Annotated in this window: 14 protein-coding genes; all 14 read right to left on the minus strand. The window is 51.4% G+C overall.

Going from position 1 to position 20,524, the window contains the following annotated elements; translation table 11 throughout:
- Window positions 1-608: 608 nt before the first annotated feature.
- Window positions 609-1,961 carry a PepSY-associated TM helix domain-containing protein gene (locus ACZ481_RS19165; RefSeq protein WP_464766938.1) on the minus strand — a complete coding sequence of 451 codons (1,353 nt, stop codon included), beginning with the start codon at window positions 1,959-1,961 and terminating at the stop codon, window positions 609-611.
- A gap of 351 nt (window positions 1,962-2,312) precedes the next feature.
- The gene (locus ACZ481_RS19170; RefSeq protein ID WP_464766939.1) at window positions 2,313-4,418 is read right to left on the minus strand and encodes a TonB-dependent receptor domain-containing protein; all 2,106 of its coding nucleotides are present in this window, start codon (window positions 4,416-4,418) and stop codon (window positions 2,313-2,315) included.
- Window positions 4,419-5,095: 677 nt separating this feature from the next.
- Window positions 5,096-5,809 carry a metallophosphoesterase gene (locus ACZ481_RS19175; protein ID WP_464766940.1) on the minus strand — a complete coding sequence of 238 codons (714 nt, stop codon included), beginning with the start codon at window positions 5,807-5,809 and terminating at the stop codon, window positions 5,096-5,098.
- 80 nt (window positions 5,810-5,889) lie between these two features.
- Window positions 5,890-6,468 carry a hypothetical protein gene (locus ACZ481_RS19180; protein WP_464766941.1) on the minus strand — a complete coding sequence of 193 codons (579 nt, stop codon included), beginning with the start codon at window positions 6,466-6,468 and terminating at the stop codon, window positions 5,890-5,892.
- Window positions 6,469-6,689: 221 nt separating this feature from the next.
- Window positions 6,690-9,173: a cation-translocating P-type ATPase gene (locus tag ACZ481_RS19185; RefSeq protein WP_464766942.1), complete on the minus strand. Its 2,484-nt coding sequence runs from the start codon at window positions 9,171-9,173 to the stop codon at window positions 6,690-6,692.
- Between the two features lie 29 nt (window positions 9,174-9,202).
- Window positions 9,203-9,343 carry a cation-transporting P-type ATPase gene (locus ACZ481_RS19190; protein WP_464766943.1) on the minus strand — a complete coding sequence of 47 codons (141 nt, stop codon included), beginning with the start codon at window positions 9,341-9,343 and terminating at the stop codon, window positions 9,203-9,205.
- A 251-nt stretch (window positions 9,344-9,594) separates the two neighbouring features.
- Window positions 9,595-10,791, minus strand: coding sequence for an HD domain-containing protein (locus tag ACZ481_RS19195; protein WP_464766944.1), 1,197 nt, complete (start codon window positions 10,789-10,791; stop codon window positions 9,595-9,597).
- A 366-nt stretch (window positions 10,792-11,157) separates the two neighbouring features.
- Window positions 11,158-11,493, minus strand: coding sequence for a hypothetical protein (locus ACZ481_RS19200; RefSeq protein ID WP_464766945.1), 336 nt, complete (start codon window positions 11,491-11,493; stop codon window positions 11,158-11,160).
- A 134-nt stretch (window positions 11,494-11,627) separates the two neighbouring features.
- On the minus strand, window positions 11,628-12,353 hold the full coding sequence (locus ACZ481_RS19205) for a 4'-phosphopantetheinyl transferase family protein (RefSeq protein WP_464766946.1): 726 nt from the start codon (window positions 12,351-12,353) through the stop codon (window positions 11,628-11,630).
- A 27-nt stretch (window positions 12,354-12,380) separates the two neighbouring features.
- The gene (gene epsC, locus ACZ481_RS19210; RefSeq protein ID WP_464766947.1) at window positions 12,381-12,977 is read right to left on the minus strand and encodes a serine O-acetyltransferase EpsC; all 597 of its coding nucleotides are present in this window, start codon (window positions 12,975-12,977) and stop codon (window positions 12,381-12,383) included.
- 109 nt (window positions 12,978-13,086) lie between these two features.
- Complete coding sequence (locus tag ACZ481_RS19215; RefSeq protein WP_464766948.1) at window positions 13,087-14,829, minus strand: ABC transporter ATP-binding protein; 1,743 nt, start codon at window positions 14,827-14,829, stop codon at window positions 13,087-13,089.
- Window positions 14,829-16,664, minus strand: a complete 1,836-nt coding sequence (locus tag ACZ481_RS19220; RefSeq protein ID WP_464766949.1) for an ABC transporter ATP-binding protein — start codon at window positions 16,662-16,664, stop codon at window positions 14,829-14,831. The genes ACZ481_RS19215 and ACZ481_RS19220 overlap by 1 nt, the downstream gene beginning before the upstream one ends.
- A gap of 46 nt (window positions 16,665-16,710) precedes the next feature.
- Entirely contained in the window at window positions 16,711-18,903 is a 2,193-nt protein-coding gene (locus ACZ481_RS19225) for a TonB-dependent receptor (protein WP_464766950.1), read from the minus strand.
- A 466-nt stretch (window positions 18,904-19,369) separates the two neighbouring features.
- Window positions 19,370-20,476, minus strand: coding sequence for a saccharopine dehydrogenase family protein (locus tag ACZ481_RS19230; RefSeq protein ID WP_464766951.1), 1,107 nt, complete (start codon window positions 20,474-20,476; stop codon window positions 19,370-19,372).
- Window positions 20,477-20,524 lie beyond the last annotated feature (48 nt).

Genomic DNA, 20,524 nt, shown 5'->3' on the forward strand with positions numbered 1-20,524 from the left:
TGTTGTGCAGCATAAATAACAAGCTGGAAAAAGCAGATATGTATTTACCCATAAAAGCGATATGTTTACCACCGGGAAATAACCTTAGTTTCCTGTTATTAGAAAAACAAGGAGCCCTGGCATTGTTTTGCCATCTGCTCCTTGCATTGGTTAACTTTTCTTATAATTCTAAATTGCAACCTCAGGCTCCGGATATCCCCACTCCTTAGCTTTGCCTGCAAATTTTCTTTAGACCACAATTCAGTGTTTACATTCTGAATTACAATTTTTTTATTGTTTACCATATTATTTGAAGAATAACTTATTAAGCTAGGATTATCCTTCTACTCTTTATCCGTACAGTTTGTTACAAATAACGATAGGATTTTTATAATTTTTTTAAAAATTAATTCAATGACATCTTTCACTTGCCGGCATTACTTGTTTATCAATACCATGGAGTTTATTGACAGGAACAGCGGTCCTCAGCCCAAGCCATCTTCAAAGTAAATAAAAAAAGCCGGATTCCGCAGAACCCAGCTTCCGGTCAAAAAATAAGCGTCAGGCCTCCAGCCCTGGCGTGTCGGGCACGCCCCTTGTGTTTGTTTCCCGTGTTAGCGGCCGGAGGGTTAGCGGCGCAGCCAGTAGTATACCGTCAGGATGAGAGGTATTGCCAAAGCAACTGTCGCCGGCGTATTGTAATGTCCGCCGGCTAACGGTGCCAGAACACCGACCAGGGACAGGGCGATAATGACAACCGGCAGCAGCCAGATTTGCCGGTTCGACTGGCGTACCGGGCGTTCTGCCGGCGTCAAATGCTGCGAGGCTACCGGTCTGGCCGGCCGGAATTTTACCCACCAGGCATAAATGCCGGTAATAATCATAAAGCAGGTCAGCGCATCGGTAACGAACCACAGGATTTTTAACGGTAAAGTATCATGGTTGTTGAAATGAATTGGCCTGGCCAATGAAATTGCCTGCAGATACCAGGGCTGGACAATCGTGGCTGTGACAGTGCCGGTCGACGCGTCAACCCAAACAGACTGCTGAAAACGCGCGGCAAAACCCTCGCCCTGGGTGCGAACAACATAATGCCAGGGCATTTTTCCGTCTTCCTGCGGCAGCTCAATTGACGTTACCTGCCGCTCCGGCGAGGTCGCTGCGGCTGTTTTCAGCACATCATCAAGGGAAATATGCGATGATGTGGAAAAAGGCGTTCCCTGGTATTTGGCCAACAACTCCTGGCGGACATTTTCATTCCAGGCATTGCTCACCGAACCGCCAAAGACCAGGAAAAAGCCGCTCAAACATAACAATACCGCCCAGACCAGCGTGACAATGCCTGACAGCTTATGCCAGTCCATCCACCAGTGCCGGCAGGGTGCAGCGCGGATGACTCCAAACGGGACGGTTTTCATGAATGGCGCATACAGCCACAACCCCGTCAACAGGGCAACAACGCTTAACCCGCACATCCAGCCCAGCAAATCCCGGCCGAAAGACCCCAGGTACAGGTCCACATGCATGTGGTGCATGAAATTAAGAAACTGGGGGATAGCCGTATACTTTATCTGGTTATCGGACTGTCCCCCCCGGCCACCATGACCCGCACTCCGTTCGGACTGTTCAAGCACCCGGCCAGTCTGAAGGTCAGTACGGATCTGCAGCCTTTTTCCTTCTGTTTGCAGGGAAAACCGCGCGTTTTGCTGTTCATAATCCAGCGAAACCGCGCGCAGGCTGTAGCCGGGATTACGCTCAAGAATATTTGCTGCCTGCGTGCCCAAAGAAACAGGGGTTGTTTCCAGCGGCGAAGGCGCTGCCTTCAGCGGCGCCGGCCTTGACACCACCGGCCTCTGTACCCGGTTAAAGTCGTTAATTTCCTGTTTGAAAATCAGCGGTAGCGCGCTGGCGCACATAATCAACAAAAAAACTGCACAAACCAGACTGGTCCATTTATGTATTTTATACCAGTATTGCATCATTGCCACCGGTTCCTTCCGTCTGTGACGTCCGGACTACGGCCCGTATCCGCATACTGCACTGATAAATTCGCTGCGGCATTACGTCGCCTCCTTGTCGTTAGATTAGTTGTAGTTTATTGTGAATAAGTGCAATCACAGATGAATTTGGATAACCCATAAACAGATCTACGGAATATTGGGCGGGCAATGCGAGAAAACACGAAAATAGAGGTAGCCGGAAGCTTCGGAAAGCAGTCGCTCAGCCTCCTTTGTGCATAGCCGCCAACCGTATTGAGGAGAGACCGCGGCGGCCGAATAAAAGCCATGCAGACCGGACACATCCGCGTCTGCATGGCTCCCACAAAATACGTTTTAGAAATTGTAGTTCATGGATACCCAATAGTTCCGGCCCGGCAAGACTGCGCCGCCGCTTGAGCTTTGCCCGAGAGTACCGTACTTATAGTAGTTCGTGCCATTGAAAGTGTAATGCTCGCTGAGGTCTTTGTCCAGCAGATTGTTGACCGCGAAATTCAGCGTGACAGAGTCGGATAGCTTGCGGGATATGCCCAGGTCAAGCAGGGTATAGGTGCCGAAGTGCTTGCCATATCTGTCGATGGCCTGCTGCTGCGCCGCAGTAATGGTTGGTGTGTTATACCGCAGCATTTTGCCGCGATATTCCGTCCGCAGCCAGGCACTGGTCTTCTCGTCGGCCTGCCAGTTCAACCGCGCGTTCACCGACTGCTTCGGCGCGTTGGTGATCCGGTAGCCGTCATCGCCGTTGTTCGTATAGGTGTAACTTAAATTCAGCCCTAGGTTTTGCGCCAGCGGAATCTTGGTGCCCAGCTCAACCCCCTTGACCTCCTGTTTGCCGCCCAGGTTTTGATAGGATGCATAGTTAACCCCGGCGTCAGGATCAAGGTAATTGCCTTTCCACCAGGTTCCGCTCTCAAGATCCACCGACTGGATTTTATTTTTAAAATCCGTTTGGAAGAAGGTGACATTGGCGCTGAGGCCGCCGGGCTGCTGGTAATAGAAGCCCAGTTCCTTGTTGGTGGTTTCCTCAGGCTTAAGGTCGGAGTTGCCGTATCTGTGGGTGGGCACGCTATTTGGGTCAGTGCCCTGGCTGCCGCCCGTCCTGCCGTCGGTGGACTGCGCGAGGGTAGGCCGTTTGTAGCCGCTGCTGACGCCGCCTTTCAGCGTCCAATTGTCACTGGCCTTCCAGACCAAGTAGCCCCGCGGTGACACATGGCTACCAAAGAAGTCGTGGTGCTCGTAACGGGCGCCGTAGGTAAAGGTCAGATCATCCTTAAGCCGCCAGTCGTCCTCCAGAAACAGCGCGGTGGTTTTGGCGGTAAGCGTATCCTTTCCCAGCTCGGCGACGTAATTCGGGTCAGTGAGCTCCTGATCCCAGTAGCTGCCGCCCACCGTCAGTTTATGCGCGTCGCCAACCGGCGCGACCAGCTTGGTTTCAAAGGTCAGGTTGTCGTTTACTATGGTGCGGGCGCCGTTTAAATAGCCCTTCCACGTGATTTCATTGTAGGTCAGGGTGGTGCTCCAGTCGCCGTAGGAGACTTTATTGTCGCTGCCCAGCGTCCATTTGAAGCGGTCGCCGCGGAACGGGTTGCTCCGCATGGTCGCCGATACCGATTTGGAGAAATCGTTGACCGACTTATCGACGTCCAGCCAGAAGCTGTTGCTGTCGTCCCGCTGCCAGGTCAGCTTGGAGCCGAGGCTGTAGTTGCGCAACGCGACAAAGCCCTCGTTGGGGACAATGCCCTTGACGGCATCGGACGCGCCCCGCCGGAGCCAGTGGCCGCGCAGGGACAGTCCCAGCCGGTCGTCGTCGTCCAAGGGACCGCTTGAATACAAGGACCAGCGGCTGACGGTGCCCCGGTCGGAATCCGGGTAGACGGTGTAGTCTGTCGTTAGGTTGTGGTTCCATTCACTGCTTACTTTTTTGGTAATGATATTGACCACGCCGCCCATGGCGTTGGAGCCGTACAGGGTCGACATCGGGCCGCGGACGACCTCAACCCGCTCGATGGACGCCATCGGCGGCAGGTAAGAGCCCGCCACCGTGCCGCCGTATTGGGTTCCGCCGTTGGCGCGGTCGCCGTTGATCGGAATGCCGTCCACCATGATCAGCGTATACTCCTCCGAGAGCCCGCGGATGCTGATGGCCGTTACCCCGGCCCGATCGACCGAGCCGCGCACCTCGACGCCTTCGACATCACTCAGGATGCCCGCCAGATCGGTATAGCCGCGCCGGCTGATTTCCTCGGCGGTGACCACAGAAATACTGGCCGGCGCCTCGACAAGACTCTGCTCGTAGCCGGCGGCCGTTACCACTATTTCGCCAAATTGGTAAACATAATCGTCCTCGGCGGCAGCGGCGTATGCCGGCAAGCTCATGGCAACGCTCAGACCGAGGGCGACCAGCCCGATTTTGCTTTTTTTCCGTTTCTTTCCCGAATTCAATAGATCTCCCCCCACGATTGAAAAATTAATCGTTCCTGTTAAATAATTTTGTGTAAAGTCGTTATGTTTTATATAAATGTAAAAATAAATACCCGGTTCTCTTCTGCGCTCCTACCGCACCCCATTTCGCCAGCGCTTGATGCTTGCCCGCCATATGCCGAGGTTTCCATGTTTCCCTCAGCGTTGGGCCGCACGGCGGTGATTCAGGCCATAGGAACAACGATGATGTAGCCGGTCATTGCCGTGTGATTATCGTGCCTCCCCCCTTGTTTAATTAATGGCCTTGCGCAGACTCCTCCTGTTGTTAATGAATTGCTTGTCCCTCTCAATATTATTTTGATAATGATTCCCAATATCAATTTATTTAATTATAAAGTAAATAGCTGATAAATAATATTACATATTTTATAATGGTATTATAATAAAATATATATGAATTCAGGGAAGCGTCGTCTTGCCCCCGCCGTGATTTTATGGACACGAGTTTGGTATGCCTGGGGATACAGCATTATTCGCTTGCACAATAAAAGCCGGATTCCGCAGAACCCAGCTTTTGGCATCTCGATCTTAATGCACTCGTCGGCAGCTTACCCATACCCCTTTACACCGCTATATGCTGCCACAGCCCCGGCGGCTAATGAATTTTCCAAGGCCGCTTTCATTAAAAACAAGGAGACCTAATTATAAAACTCGCGGCAGCTTGGCAGCTCGATAGCGGCCAGCCGGCCGCCGAATACCCCGCCGCAATCCAGGCAGATCTTGTCCTGGTACTGGCGGTCGTACCAGATCCTGGCCTGTTTTCGCTTTTTTATATCGTGGTAATGATACAAAAGCCAGGTGGGAATGTGCCCGAAGACGATAACCTTGCCGGCATAGGCCGGACAAAAGGGAAAGGTTTCCTCCATCCATACCAGCTCATTCTCGGTATTGGCTTCAATCGGTTTGGCGGTGTTGGCGCCGGCATGGCTGAAAATAAACTTACCAACCGCCAGATACAGGGGCAGGCTGCGGACAAACTGCAGGATTTCCCTTAACCGGCCTGGTGACAAATCTTTAATTTCCTCATACATCCGGGCGCCGCCGTTATGCTTAATCCAGGTATACAGGCTGTCGGAGGGCCGGGTGCGCCAGGTATCGGTTGTCAGCATTTCTACCAGACTGTGTTCTAAGAATTGCTCATGATTGCCTTTAAGCAGGATGGCCCCCTGCTGCTGCAACTCTATGCAGGTAGCAAGACAGTCCAGGTTTTCTTCGCCCCGGTCTATCAAATCGCCGCATACCACCAGCAGGTCCTGGCCTGGTTCGTAACCGGTTTTTTGCAACAGGTTAACAAAGCGTGTGTTTTGCCCGTGCAGGTCTGAAGTTGCTATGATACGATCAACGGTCCGCATTCCGTCCCCTTCTCTCCTATTTCACTCGGTTTATTCCCGCTGTCCGCAAGCAGTGCGGCAGGTCCGGGCGGCAGCCCGGTTCATGGCCCGGCCAGCACCGGGATGCGTTTATAAGGCAGCTTCCCCAGTATTTGCTCGGTCAGTTCTGAAAAAACAAAGGCGGCGTCTGTGTAAATGCTTTCCGGTTCCCATTTAACTTTCGACACTTTGATTACATCATATTTGCCGGTTACGGCCGAATAGGCATACCCTGTCAGCACGATGTTGGAGTCAATATAGGTTTCATCATACCAGGGCAGGTATAGGCGTTTCAGCCGGACTTTTGACAACTCGACCACAACAACGATATCGGCAGACAAGGCGGTGGCAAGACCGGCCATCGCCTTTTCATCCGCCAGCCCGCGAGGGTAGTTATCAGCGCTGACGGCTTGGGCGGCCTGGGCGGCCGTATCGGCCGGCAGCAGCGTATAATAAGGGTATTTGAACGGTTTTTTGATAAGGTCCTGAACGATCTGCACATCCTCGGCGTATCGGTACTGGGCGGTATTGATAACAGGCAAAACGGCCACTTTAAGCGGGGTAAGCGCATGGGCAGGCCCGGCAAAAGACGTTAAACAAAAGATGAGCAGCCACAACACAGTTTGCCGGCACAGGTTCATTGGTCATCATCTCCTTTAAAACCTTACACAGGAAGAGGGGGCAAAAACTCACTATCATTCTATTATCTATCCAGTTCGCCATAAACTGCCAATATCCTTTGGTGAAAGCAGCGGCAGCCGGGCCTGCTGCGCTAAAATCCGGACAGCAGGAAAAACAAACCCGCTGTTGTCAGTTGCCGGACAAAGCGGGTTCCGGAGGTCAGCTCCGGCTTTTTTCCAGGTTAGTTGCTGCTGGCACGGGTAAGCAGCTTAGAGAGTTCCTTTAATACCAACGGCACCAGACTAAACAGGATGACCAGGCCCCAGTCGTGGGCGGAAAGCATCTGGACCTTAAAGGCTGCGGCCAGGAACGGGACGGAGATGACCGCAAACTGTAAGATAAACCCGACCAGGATCGCACCAATCAGAAACTTATTCGAGAATAAGCCAAGCTGGAAAATGGACTTTTCCGAATCACGCATGGCTAAGGAGTAGAATAGCTGGGAACCGGCCAGGACCACAAACGCCATTGTCCGGGCATAGGTCAGCACCTCGTCCGGAATCGACCTTGAGCCCAGGCTGTAGCCATGTTCCTGCAAGCCAAAATAGAAGGCCGCCAGCGTAAGGCTCCCGATCAGGAGGCCGCCCAGAACCGCTCTGAAGCCGTCACCGTTGGCAAAGAAGCTTTCTTTGGGGTTCCGGGGTTTTTTCTTCATAACATCTTTATTGCCGGGATCGACACCGAGGGCTATCGCCGGCAGGCTGTCTGTAATCAGGTTAATCCACAGTAGATGAGTGGCCATTAGTGGTACCGGCCAATAGAACAGGACGGAGAGGAATATGGCGACAACCTCGCCCAGATTGCAGGAAAGCAGGAAGATAACCGATTTTTTAATGTTATTGTAAATGTTCCGGCCTTCTTCGATGGCATGGACGATGGTGGTAAAATTGTCATCGGTCAGGATCATATCACTGGCACCCTTGGAAACGTCAGTCCCGGTGATCCCCATCGCGACACCAATATCGGCATTCTTTAAGGAGGGGGCGTCATTAACGCCGTCGCCGGTCATGGAAACAACGTTGCCGTGGGCCTGATAGGCTTTTACGATTTTGACCTTATGCTCCGGCGACACCCTGGCGAAGACCCGGTAATTGTTTATTTTGCTTAAAAATTCCTCATCAGACAGTTCATCCAGCTCGGCGCCGGTAATACTCTGCTCGATGCCGGTGGCAATCCCCAGTTCCCGGGCGATGGCCACGGCTGTATTTTTATGGTCGCCGGTAATCATAATTGGTGTTATGCCGGCATTGATCGCTTCATGGATGGAATCGCGGACCTCAATCCGGGGCGGATCGATCATCCCCACCAGCCCAATTACGGTCAGGTCGGTTTCCATGTCGGCCTGCGCCAGCATCTGGTCCGTGTTTTTAAAGGCCGCCCCCAGAACGCGCAGGGCATTATCCGACATTTCTTCGGCAACCTGTAGGTAGGTTGCTTTCATCGCGGCGGTTAGGGGAACAATCTGGCCGTTCACTAAGGCGGTGGTTGATATTTCCAGGATATTATCAATAGCCCCTTTGGTATGAATCCGGTAGGCATTCTCTTCCTGATTGAGGGTCGACATTAACTTCCGGTCTGAATCGAAGGGTTTTTCACCCACCCGTTTATATTCGGCATGCAGGGTTCTCCTAGCCAGGTCATATTTCTCCCCCAGGACAATCAAGGCCACCTCGGTGGGGTCGCCGGTGCTTTGGCCATTTTCCCAGGTTGCGTCCGAGCACAGCACAAAGGATTTGATCAGTTCCTGCTCGTCCTGGCCGGCCTCCAGTCCCATGCCTTCTGCCGGGACTTCTTTTACATTGCCGAACGTATAAAGCTTGACCACCGTCATCTTATTCTGCGTCAGGGTTCCGGTCTTATCCGAGCAAATGATGTTTACCGATCCCAGCGACTCCACGGCCGGAAGTTTTTTGACGATCGCATTGATTTTGGACATTCTGGTGACCCCCAGGGCCAAAACAATGGCAACAATCGCCGGCAGCCCTTCCGGAATGGCGGCGACCGCCAGGCTGATGGCGGTGATGAACATCTCAAATAAATTGCGGTCCTGGAAAAGGGCGATAATGAATATAAGCGCACAGATGCCGATAGCAAGAAAGCCTAAGGTTTTGCCCAGCTCATCAAGCCGTTTCTGCAGGGGCGTCATTTCTTCGATTTCTTCATCCAGTATCGTGGCAATCCGGCCAATTTCCGTGTCCATTGCCGTGGCCACCACGACCCCTTCCCCCCGGCCATAGGTGGCTAGAGTTGACATAAATGCCATATTGGACTGATCCCCCAGCGGGGTCTTGGGGTTTTCGTGGATAGCATTGGCCTCTTTCTCCGACGGAACTGATTCACCCGTAAGTGATGACTCCTCTATTTTTAGATTGGCACTGTCGATCAGCCTGAGATCGGCTGGGACATAGCGGCCGGCGTCAAGAACAACAATATCCCCGGGGACAAGCTCTTCGGAGTTAATTTCGTAGACCTCGCCCTCACGTTTTACAAGCGCTCTGGGGGTTGTCATTTCCTGCAGCGCTTCGATCGCCTTTTCCGCTTTATATTCCTGCACAACACCGATGACTGCATTTAATACAACTACCAGCAGGATAATAACTGCGTCAACATATTCGCCAATATAAATAGTAATAACGGCGGCGCCCAGCAAGACATAGATCAGCATATCCTGCAGATGGGCGAAAAATAACGCGATTAACCCTTTCTTGGGTTTCCCTTTAGCTTGTTTTCGCCATATTTGGCCAGTCTGGCTTTGGCTTCTTCCGTAGTCAGTCCGGTCGCCGAATTGACATTAAATTCGTTAAGCGCCTGTTCCGGTGCTTTTGAAAACCACATATGCAGTCACATACCTTTCCACGATAATAACGCAAATAACTAAACCCCGGCCTGTGATTACAGCCTTTGCGGTCAGTTTGGCCGGCAAAAACGCACAGGCTGCTTAGCTTGCAATACTGGTGTACAATGTTAGAAGTTTAACCCGCGGCCTAGCAGGTTATGTATGAGTAGTGGGCCGGCACAAGCCGCCGGACGATAATACAGACCTGAATAGTATGCTACAAAATGGAATTTGCGGGCAATAATCCCTATTATTTAAAATAATCAAAAAGCAGCCCAAAGTCAATATCTGCTACTTTTTTCTTTTCATAAATGCGGTACAGATCATCGGCGCCTTCCCGGAGATGGCGCGAGCTAATGCCATGGGCCAAGGAAAGCTTGGCTTCAATATAGGCGGCAAAGTGGTCACAGGCCTTAAGCAGATCACCATCAAGCGGCGAGTATTGATCTTCGTTATATTTAGCCGCAATTTCCCCCGGATTGACAAGTACTACCTGGTTATCCACAATGATTTTATTGCTGAACTCGTCCCGAATAAAATAATAGAGCTGTTTATGCCAGCCTGAAGGCAACAGCGGCAGCAGCTTTTCCTGGATCTGGCGGTTCTCGATTTGCTTGATCAGATCTTCCAGCCCTTGCACGGACCGTTTCACCGGGGAAACGATGTCTCTGGTAAGAACCTCCGGCAGGTCATGAAACAACCCGCCAAAATAGTTATTGCAGATCCGTTGGGCACAGGCCCCGGTCTGGAGCGAAAATACATAGGCAAATATCGCGACAATCAGCATGTGTCCCATCACCGACGTCTCCGGCACGCGGGGCGACTGGGCCCATCTTTGCTGAAAGCGCAGCTGGCCCACAAGATTGATAAAATGATTGGTCTTTTTCCCCAACCAGATTTTTTGCACGCCGACCAGGTCGGCATGATCCTCGATTTCATTGTCAATTCGTGCTTTGGTTTCTTCCAGGCCATAGATGTTCGAATTGAGGTTGTGGATAATCTGAAACTCCCAGTTCGTCGCCAGATAATGGGCGGCCCGCAGGATTTTCTTTTCTTTATGAAAATATCCCGCCTCGGTGAGATACTTTTCAAATTTATAGTAAAACTCTTCGCCGACACAGTCTATTTTCGGCTTTAATTCGTTTAACACCCAACGGTTCAGCTTATCGCCATGGGTGGACATCAATTCATGAAAAACCGAAGGTTTTATGTCTGTCAAACAAATCCTGTGCAGAAACTCGAAAATTCCCCCCTCGATTAAATTGACCCAGTTAATGACCGCCCCCCGGTCATCCTCTTCAAATCTGGCCAATACAAAAGCGATAATCATTTTGTGGGCCTGCTTGTCCAATTCCGTAAAGCCTGTGGGGCGGATATGGTCATTCCAGCGCTGCATATGGGCACTCTCATACACCAATTCAATAAAGGCTTTTCTAATCACTGCCATCCCCCCTTTGTTCCGTTTCACAGCTTGTTGTGCAGATTTAACCTGGCCGGTTTCATTCAGGGCTGCTGTTTTCCGGCGCTGATGACTATATACAATAAATTCCCAGGAAAATGCCAAAAATCCTGCAACATTACAAGATAAATTGCCGGATGGGGAAGGAATTTTCTTTTTTTATTGCAGAATGTAAAAAAGCCGCTCGCCATTATAGCGAGCAGCCTTGTCACTCCCAGCCAGCAAGGTAACGATTCCGACCGGGCAGCTGCCGGTGCCGGTAAAGGCAGCCCCGGTCTGTTGACGGCCCAAAAGCCACAAAAAGACATAAGCAATTCTCTGCTTGTCAACAAAAACTGTCTGCTTGATCCTGATCTAATCCGGTTTCGGTGTAAATACCACCTGGCACGAATAGGGGTTGCAGGCATAGCCGCAGGCCGGGCAGTTATCATGTTTTTCATCATTTATTGTCCATATATAGCCGCAGGCTGTACATTTGAAGCCATCGACAGGCTTTTTGGCATCCTGGGCAGCGGCGGCCGGCTTGGTCCCGGACGCAGGCAGCACCTGACAGGAATAGGGATTGCAGGCATAACCGCAGGTCGGACATACAGACTGTTTGCTGTCTGCGGTTGTCCAAACATAGCCGCAGGCTGTACATTTGAAATCCAGTGCAGTATTTTCCGGTTTATTCACATAATACTGAGTCATAGAAAACACCTCCTATTTTCCTACAACTCTGTATTCTTTAAAGATATAACCGTTCCTGCCGGACTAAGTAATTTCCCTAATTTTTCATATTAGAGGACAAATATTTTCAAAGATAATAGCAGCCGGCTTTGCGGTCAAACTCCGAATGCAACAGCACCCGCATATCCCGGGGCGGGCGCGAACGGCACAATATTCCACTTTGCCGTCCTGATCCCGTCTCCGGTTACACAGGCCATACCATGGTTCTTTTGATTGCTCAGTGTAATGCTAAAAGAATCAAGGGAACGGCTCAAGCCTTCGCCTGTCGCTTTGACAAATGCCTCTTTACATGTCCAGTATTCAAAAAAAGCCTGCTGTCTTTCATCGCAAGGGCGGCGCTGCAGCGCTTCTCTTTCCTGCGAATGAAAAAAAGACGCCACTATTTCCGGGAAATCCGGCATAGGCCGGATATGCTCCACATCAACACCAAGGTTGCGCACTCTGGCAAAAGCCAACACCACCAGGTTGTGCGAATGGGAAATATTAAAGGAAAGCAACTCCCGGTCATGCGTACCTGCCAGCTCAGGCTTGCCGGCAGAACCTGCCCCGAACAGAATCTGGCCGGGAGCAAGGTTCAGATACCGGCCGAGTAGCCGTCGGAGCAGGCTATGGGCCACAAGGAAACGCAGTCGGTCCTGGGGGAAACGGAACTGTTGCATCCGGCCGGCTTCTGCCTCTGAAAGCAACTCCGCCAACTGGTTGCTTCTGCTCGCGAAATTCTGAATAAGCACTGGCCAGAGCTGGACTTCACCGGCCGGCAATAACATAGGTAAATCCGGGCTAAGCGTTGAGGCAGGCAATACCATAATCCGGATATTCAATAAGCCAACTCACTCCTTGATCCGTTCTCACGCTGTCAGCTCTGCCAGTTTCTCCCGTTCCTGCTCCAATTGCCGGTACTGTGCTACCGGCAACGGCAAATTCACTGATTTTCCGCCCATTTTAACAATTTTTGGCGGTGAATAAATTACCGTGCAGTCTTCCGGCACATCCCGGTTGACAATAACCGTTTGCGCTCCGATTTTACTGTTGCTGCCAATAGTGACCGGACCAAGAATGGTAGCACCGTGGCCGATAAACACATTATCGCCGATGGTGGGATGCCGCTTTCGTTGTTCTTTTCCGGTTCCCCCCAGGGTAACGCCATGAAACAGCGTACAATTAGCGCCGATTTCCACCGTCTCGCCGATCACCACCCCGCTGCCATGATCGCAGAAGAAACCTGGCCCGATTTTAGCTCCTGGATGAATTTCAATGCCGGTAAAAAAACGCATGAACTGGGAAAATAAGCGCGGCAAAAATGGTATTCCTATAAGGTAAAGCGGATGTATCACATACCGGTGGACCGTTATGACATGCAATGAGGGATACAAAAGGAACTCCAGGTTCCTGCAGGCAGGATCATGTTTGTAAATAGCCCGGATGTCTTCCAGCAATGCAATCATAAAACAGGCTTACCTCCTTCTATTAGTCATAAGCTTTAACCAGTAAATATAATTCGCCCTGACAACTTAACCCCAGCTATTCCTCTAATGCCTACTGTTCCTATTAATATCATGATGCTTTCATTTTCCAGCCTGCTGACTGCTGCTGCAGGGTCCACAGGCGGTTGTACAAGCCTGGTCTGGCCAGCAGTTCTTCATGCACGCCTTGCTCTATTACTTTTCCCTTCTCCAAGACAATAATCTTGTCTGCTCCCTGGACGGTTTTCAGGCGGTGAGCAATAATTACCACAGTCTTGTTGCTGACCAGCGCATTGATGGCCCGCTGGACCTGAATTTCGTTTTCCGGGTCCAGCGAAGCAGTGGCTTCGTCCAGCAACACAATCGGCGCATCCTTTAACAGCGCCCGGGCAATGGATATGCGCTGTTTTTCACCGCCCGACAGAGTGCAGCCCCCTTCCCCCACCGGTGTATCATACCCCTGGGGCAGCTTCATGATAAAGTCATGGCAGCAGGCCTGCCTGGCGGCCCATTCAATTTCTTCCCGTGAAGCATCCATTTTGCCGACTCTGATATTGTTGACGATAGTGTCTTTAAAAAGATACACATCCTGAAAAACCATGGACACGCGCACTAAAAGCTTCTCCGGATCAATCTCCTTAATATCCCTGCCGTCCAGCAGTACCCTGCCGCCCTGCACATCCCAAAAGCGCGTGATCAGACGGGCTATCGTGCTCTTGCCGCTGCCGGAAGGGCCAACCAGAGCCGTGATGCTGTTGGGGGCGATGGTAAAGGATACATTTTTTAGTACAGCGGTATCCTCATAAGCAAAGGTAACATCTGCAAATTCAATACTATGGCCGGCAGGAGCGTCACTGGTACCGGGCAAAGGCTGTTCCCGGCGTATTTGCATGATCCGTTCCGCGCTTAAGGCCGCATAACGGATTTCGGCGTAGTTGACGAATACCATGGTCAGCGGTTCAAATACACGGATGCCGAGCAATAAGAATACAAGGAATACGGGCAGCGTGAGTTCACCGCCGGCCAAAAGATAGGTCCCGGTAAATATCATCAGGGTAAAGCCGGCGCGAACACAGGCAATAGCCACCATCATCACCGGACCGATAAAACCCTCCAGCCGGATTGATTCGCGCATCAGCCGCATAAAGGCTTCCTGCAGTCGCTGAAAACGCTGGCCGCTAAGGTTGTGCGCCTTGATTTCCCGCATGCCCAGCAGGTATTCCTGCAACCGACTGGCACTGTCCACCTTGGCCTCTACATGTTTTTTTCCCAACCGCTGTTGCAGACCCGATGAAAGCCAGATGATGAATAGGGAAAAAGGCAGGGCCACAAACATGGCAACAGCCATTTGCCAGTTGATAAAGAGCAGGGAAATAAAGGCCAGAACAGGAAAAGCAATCGCACTGACCAACTGGGGAACATTGCGGGAAATCGTAATTTCCACATTGGCATAGTCGCCGAGCATCATAGTGGTCAGGTCACCGGGATCGCGGCTGGACAAAAAGCCCAGCGACAGCTTGCGCAGATGTTCGGCCAGAGCGGTTCGGCCCAGGGCGGACGTATCATAGGCGGCCGTAAAGGTCTTACTATAGGCAAAACCGGCAGCCAGATATTGCACGATCATCCACCCCGCGAGTATGGCGCTTACCGTCCACAGCCTGCCGGTGTTGAGCGGCAGTGCCGGTTGTGCATAAGAAACATAAATAGTGTTAATCACATCAAAGACCAGGACTGCAGGTACGATTTTACAGAGGCCGTCCAGAAAAGAGGCTATGCAAGGCAGGATTAGCGCCTGCGGATGGCCGCTGGAGATATTATAAAAGAAATTTTTCATCAGGCAGTCACCGCCTTTGTTGTTTTATTTTGGGCAAGCGCCCAGGCACCGGCATCGATATGAGCCTCCCACAGGCGGCGGTATAACCCGTTTTGGGCAAGTAAATCACCGTGCCGGCCGGATTCCGCAATTTGTCCATCAGCTACCACCAGGATCTGGTTGGCCTCGCGGATGGTGGCAAGCCGGTGGGCAATAATGATGACGGTTTTCCCTTTGATAAGCGCGCTGAGTCCGGCTTGTATTTTCGTCTCGTTTTCCGGGTCGGCAAAGGCGGTGGCTTCATCCAGCACCAGGATGGGCGCGTTTTTGAGAACAGCCCGGGCAATGGCCACACGCTGGGCCTCGCCCCCGGAAAGATAGGTGCCTCCTTCCCCGATTTTGGTTTCATACCCCTGGGGCAGCTGTTCAATGAATTCATGGCAACAGGCCGCCTGGGCCGCCGCGATGACCTGGTCACGGCTGGCGTTTGCCTGGCCCATGCGGATATTTTCCTCAATGGTGTCATAAAAAAGGTGTACATCCTGGAACACAAAAGCAACAATATCCATCAGCTTCTCCGTGCCCATATCCCGGATATCCACACCGCCAATCCGGATAGAGCCTGACCGGACATCCCAAAACCGGGGGATCAGATTGGCAATGGTACTTTTCCCGCTGCCGGAGGGTCCCACTAACGCCGTAATTTCCTGTTCGTGCGCCGTAAAGGATACACAGGTAAGGGCTTCCGTACGGGTTGCAGCCTCTTGGCCGTCATAACTAAAGCTGACATTATCAAATTCTATCCGGTAGTTGCCGGGCGTTTGGGGACTGTCCGGTTCCCCGAGAGATTTTTGCGCAAATATATCATCAATCCTGGCCACACCCTCGGCAATCAGCTGCAGATAGCCGCCTAAATACATCAGCTTCATCATCGGCACAGTCAGCCCCGGCGCCAAGACCAAAAAGAGCATAATTGTCAATGCAAATGCCTGATTGGCGGGCTGACCGCTCAATAACAACAGGCCTGCCGGCAGAATAAAGGCCAGAAGCGAGGCCAGTATCGTCGTAAACAGGATGTAAGGGCGTTTGCAGAATTTTGTATACTCTACCACACAGTCCCGGTAGCCGGTAATGGAGTTATGAAAGCGCAAAAAAGTATCCACCGTAAGGCCAAACACCTTGACCGCGGGCATGCCCCGCACATATTCGACGCCTGCCGCATTCATCCGTTCCAGCGCATCATGGTACTGCTTGGCGATTTCTTTTCCTTCCTTACTAAAAAAAAGCGAGAATTGCAGCAAATAGGCAGCGGCAATGGGGACGGCGCAGACCAGCGCCAGCCGCCAGTCAAGCACAAACATGCCCAGCAGCATGATCACCATCAGCGCCACTGCCCCTATGAAATCAGACAGTTGGTGAGCAATAAACCCTTCAATTTTCTCCACGCTCATTTCCAGCGTTTTCTTGATCGCGCCGGACGACCGGCGGGTATGGTAGCCCATGGGCAGCCTGGCCAGATGCTCGGCCAGGCGCATGCGCAGGCTGTACAGTATCCGGAAGGCAGAGATATGGGAAGCGATACTGCCGCCATATAAAAATACCAGAGCGCCTAACAGAGACCAGAGGGCCCCCAAGCCCCACCGGCGGATGAGCGCCATATCGCTCATCGCCGGCTGGGCGGCATTATGTAACAGCTCCGCCACAATAAAGTAGGTAACGACAAAGGGAATAAACAACAGCAGCGTACTGATTGATGACAAGATGGCGGACAGGATCAGTAAATCCCTTTTTTCACCCGCGATCTCCAACAGGCGGAAAATCCCTGTCTTCTGCTTTGCTTCTGCAATATTCTCCATATATTCACCCCGCTTCGTCAATTTGATCCATTAGCATCGAACCGGCTTAAAAATAGGTCGCCATGCCTAAGCCGACAGTACGTCCCCGGCTGGGTACGCCTATAGCATAGCCCCCCGAGTTAAAGCCATAATAGTCAAACCGTTCATCCAGCAGATTGTCCACCCAGAGGTAAACCTCACGCTTGGCGTTGGCTAAACCGACCCGTACATCTACCTTGTGATAGGCATCCAAATTAAACGAGTTTTGCGGATCAGCAGCCCGGCTGCCAACATATCTGTCGGTAATTTTGCCATGCAGGGTGGCGTCCCGGATACCCAGTACGTCACCCACCGCTTTCTCGTAGCCCAGAGACAAGGTTGTGCTCCACTTGGCTGAATCCGGCACATGATTGCCCGCACTCGCCCCCGATATACTGCCGGTGGGCACGGAAACAATTTTGGCATCGGTATAACTTACACCCGCCCCCAGGGTAAAACCGCCGCCGACAAGCCAGTTCAGTTCCAACTCAGCGCCCTTACTGCGCGTATCAAAGTTTTCCGCACTGGCAGTATAATTCACCGGGTCGAACACCATCAGGTGGTCCCCATCGTTATCATTATAAAAATAAGCGCCGTTTAACATGAGGCGGTTGTCGACCAGGGTGGATTTAAAGCCGGCTTCATAGCTGTTGACCCGGGTGGGACCGTAAGGTTTGGCAGGTAAACCAAAGGCAATATTGGTATCAACGTCATTAAAACCGCCGGTTTTGTAGCCCCGGGCAGCAACCGCATAGAGATTAGTCCGCGGGTTGAGTTCATAGTTGAGCGCCACCCGGCCGGTAGTATAACTGTCACTAAGTTCTTGCCGGTCTGTAGCCAGGCGAAGCGAACTGGGGTTATCGTCGTTAGCCCGCCATATCGCGTTATACTTTTTCTCTTCCCAGGAGCGCCGCAGGCCGCCAGTCAGCTTCAGCCTATCGGCCACAGGATAGGTCACTTCCCCAAAAATTGCTTTACTTTCCACCTTAAAGCGCCGGTCAATATCGGCGTTAAAGGGGTTGGATGCAAAATAGTAGCCATAAGCGCTGCCGGTATCAAAATCGGTGTCATGGATGCGATCGGTATGCAGATAATTCATACCCACAACCCAAAAGACCGGCGCCTGAGGTTTGGAGGACCAACGAAACTCTTGACTGAACGCGTCTTCATTGCCACTAATCCCCCGGACCGCCTCCGGCCTGATGCCATAAAGCCTTTCATACAAATATCCCTCAAAAGGGTGCTTTTCTGTGTAATCTGTTTCTGAATAGCCGGTCAAGGAAGTAAAGATACTGTTGCTGAGGGAATGTTCAGCCTTTAGCGTATAGCCCTTTGCTGTTTTGTCGCCGTCACTGCTGCCTGCCGGTTTATTGAATACCCGAGGCGAGTCGCCATAGGGATGGAGCACTGATATCGCAGGTTTGTTAGTATCCTTATCATAGTTAATGGTCAGTGTTAAATCGGTGGCTTCCGTAGGCTGCCACAGCAATGTGCCTCTCATAGCGGTCTGCTCCGGCTTGGTGACCGGCCTTCCACCCTCCGCATCATTTTTCACCGGGTGGTCAGACTTGCTCCACCGTGCCGCAAAGCGGCCGCTCAGCTTGTCCGCCAGCGGCCCGCTGACGGCCCCCTCCAGCATCTGCTGGTTTTCTTCGCCAAATTCAGTGCGGAAATAACCTTCAGACCACTGCGTCGGCTGGCGGGTCACAATATTGATGGCACCGGCTTCGCTGTTACGGCCAAAAAGGGTGCCCTGCGGCCCCTTGAGCACTTCCACCCTTTCAACGTCCAGGAGATTCAGCGTGGCGCTGACCCCGGACTGGGGGACGCCGTCCATCGAAAACGTCACCGAGGTATCGTCAAGGCTTGCTTTCTGTAAAGCCCCTACCCCACGAATTTTTACCGCCGTGTCAAAGGCGGCATTGTAGGAATTAATTTCCACGCCGGGCACCTGGCGTAAGGCCTCTTCCAGCGACACCAGCCGCCGCTCTGTTATCTCAGCGCTGCCGACAACATTGACCGTGAAGGGTACGTCTTTCGGATTTTCTTCCGCCCGGCGGGCCGTAACCGTAATCCCTTCCAATTCCCATATCGGTTCGGCGGCCGCCTGCCCGGCAACAGCCTGCTCCGGCTCTTCTTCTGAAACCGGCTGGGCCCAGCCGGGGGCTGACAGACTGCAGGCCCATACAAATAAAAAAGCACCGCATGTATATCTGTGCATTTTTTTCAATCTCTTTCTGGACGTTTTCATATACTGTTTATCTCTCCTCTTCATTTTCAGGCGGCAACTTACGTTTGGTGAGGTAACAAACTTTCACAATTAGTAAATAATTATTGCCATCAATAAAAATAAGGCCCTATGCGGCAAGTTCCCTCTTACTCCCTCCTTTCCTGACAGAGCCATGCTCATCTGCCTGTAATCTTCCTTCACCAAACTTTCCGTCCTGTGGTTTGCCGTTATAGCGGTTATAAAAAAAACAAAGTTTTTTTTGAGATTGATTATCATAATCATTTATCAAAGATAATTATAACATTTCCATTTTTTTCTTCTACGCCAAAAAGGGCATTTCTATGCCGATCAGGATAATTTGAAAAAAAGGTTTAGGCAAAAAGCTCCTGCTTCCTGTCCTAAACCGCTTGCCACGATTCATCAGTTGTTGCCAAACGCTTGGCGGCGCCTCTCTGCACTATAAAAAGGTATTCTTAAGGTCAATATTCTGCGCCGATAATAAATCTATCAGCTTAGTAGCCTGCACCCCCTCTGCCGCAAAATAACAGCCGCCGCTGTCCCGTTCCGTCTCTATGACCAACCTGGCAACATTAGCCACAATGATACCTGACAGAACATTACTGTCTTGGGGAAATAAGAGATTGGAAGTCAGCTGCACTGGTCTGCCATCTTTGTGCCCACTTGCATTCAGGTGAAACATGGTAAAATCATGGGCCTCCTGTTTCTTTACACCGAATTGTTCTGTCAAAGCCTTAGCCGCTGCTCTTTTCTGCTCTTCGGTTTTATATTGTTCCAAGGCCTTAATCATAACAAAAGTATTCAACACAGACTTATTGGGGTATGTGTTATAAAGGTAGGCGGCTTTGATATTATGGCGTTTCGCTATTCGTTCAAATTCCTGGTTTAAAATCGGATATGTATCCAGTTTACCAACCGGCCAGGGCAGGGTATAGGTTCGATGAAAAATGCCATCTATTTTTTTGGCCTCGCCATAGTGGCAGTAGGTCATCCCCAGGCCGCTATTTTCTTCGATACTGCATACAATGTCGTAGGCCGCGTTCAGGGAAAAATCCCCCTGGCCGGCAAAAAATAATTCCAGCAAGTCGATTTCTTCAAAATATCGTTCAGCAACATAAGCAGGAAATAGCTCAGATAAACCGGGAAACACTCCGGCGGAGATAATGAACACCCGTTTCTTCGCTTCTATTTCCTGTTTTCTCTGCAGCAATTGCCTATACAGATACTCATAGCCGGCAACATCAACATAATGAGTCCCCTGTTCAAGGGCTGCCGCCGCCACTCTGTCTAATATTTGTTTTGCCGGTCCGGCACAATTTACCACTATATCGCAGCGGCGGCAAAAGGTATGCAGCATATCCCGGTTATAAACATCTACTTGCAGGCATTTCCCCCTTGAGGCCAGCTCCGGAAACATTGTGTGGATTTTTTCCGGGTTCCGGCTCCCAAGCATAACATTATGGCCGGTAGAAGTAAGAATCGTTTTAACCGCTGCCCGGCCTACATATCCTGTGGCACCCAAAATTCCAATAGTTTTTTCAGACAAATTCCGTCTCCTCCCCCTCTGACAACAGCAAAAGCTGATGGACAACCC

It is taken from the genome of Sporomusa intestinalis, from assembly GCF_055383785.1.

Bases quoted from the DNA above. Each gene is read 5' to 3' on its own strand.
- ACZ481_RS19165 (WP_464766938.1), bottom strand. From the start codon at position 1,961: ATGATGCAATACTGGTATAAAATACATAAATGGACCAGTCTGGTTTGT.
- ACZ481_RS19175 (WP_464766940.1), bottom strand. From the start codon at position 5,809: ATGCGGACCGTTGATCGTATCATAGCAACTTCAGACCTGCACGGGCAA.
- ACZ481_RS19180 (WP_464766941.1), bottom strand. From the start codon at position 6,468: ATGAACCTGTGCCGGCAAACTGTGTTGTGGCTGCTCATCTTTTGTTTA.
- ACZ481_RS19185 (WP_464766942.1), bottom strand. From the start codon at position 9,173: ATGCTGATCTATGTCTTGCTGGGCGCCGCCGTTATTACTATTTATATT.
- ACZ481_RS19190 (WP_464766943.1), bottom strand. From the start codon at position 9,343: ATGTGGTTTTCAAAAGCACCGGAACAGGCGCTTAACGAATTTAATGTC.
- ACZ481_RS19195 (WP_464766944.1), bottom strand. From the start codon at position 10,791: ATGGCAGTGATTAGAAAAGCCTTTATTGAATTGGTGTATGAGAGTGCC.
- ACZ481_RS19200 (WP_464766945.1), bottom strand. From the start codon at position 11,493: ATGACTCAGTATTATGTGAATAAACCGGAAAATACTGCACTGGATTTC.
- epsC (WP_464766947.1), bottom strand. From the start codon at position 12,977: ATGATTGCATTGCTGGAAGACATCCGGGCTATTTACAAACATGATCCT.
- ACZ481_RS19215 (WP_464766948.1), bottom strand. From the start codon at position 14,829: ATGAAAAATTTCTTTTATAATATCTCCAGCGGCCATCCGCAGGCGCTA.
- ACZ481_RS19220 (WP_464766949.1), bottom strand. From the start codon at position 16,664: ATGGAGAATATTGCAGAAGCAAAGCAGAAGACAGGGATTTTCCGCCTG.
- ACZ481_RS19225 (WP_464766950.1), bottom strand. From the start codon at position 18,903: ATGCACAGATATACATGCGGTGCTTTTTTATTTGTATGGGCCTGCAGT.